This is a genomic window from Pseudomonas sp. SIMBA_067 (genome assembly GCF_046534675.1).
GTDB classification, from domain to species: Bacteria; Pseudomonadota; Gammaproteobacteria; order Pseudomonadales; family Pseudomonadaceae; genus Aquipseudomonas; species Aquipseudomonas putida.
Genome location: NZ_JAWRYH010000152.1, coordinates 1 through 347, shown reverse-complemented (window position 1 = coordinate 347; position 347 = coordinate 1). Strand labels below are relative to the sequence as shown.

The window sequence follows — 347 nt, the reverse complement described above, 5'->3', positions numbered from 1 at the left end:
CGTCTGCGGGTTAATTTACGAAATCCCCTGCTGCGTTTAGTCGCCAGATTTCGGCCTAAACTTTTCCCGCGCTTTGCCGTTGATGTTGTGTCCCCCTAACTTGATCAAAGGTAATTTATGAAGCGTCTCTCTCTCAGCGGCCTGAGTCTTGGAGTTAAGCTGTCTGTACTGACGTCTCTCAGCGTAGCTTTATTGTTGCTGGTTCTGACGCTAACCCAGAGCCACACCGCTTCACGGCAGCTGGAAAATCTCGCCATCGATGACATGCAAAACCAGGTGCAGGGCATCAGTGAAATGGCCACCATGTTCAACGCCACCCTCACCGAAGAGGTGGCTCACTACACCAG

At 51.9% G+C, this 347-nt stretch carries 1 protein-coding gene; it reads left to right on the top strand.

All coding sequences use genetic code 11. The features are described from left to right. Nucleotides 1-117: 117 nt before the first annotated feature. A partial coding sequence (locus SB765_RS28480) for a hypothetical protein (RefSeq protein ID WP_410932338.1) occupies nt 118-347 on the top strand: 230 nt, incomplete at its 3' end.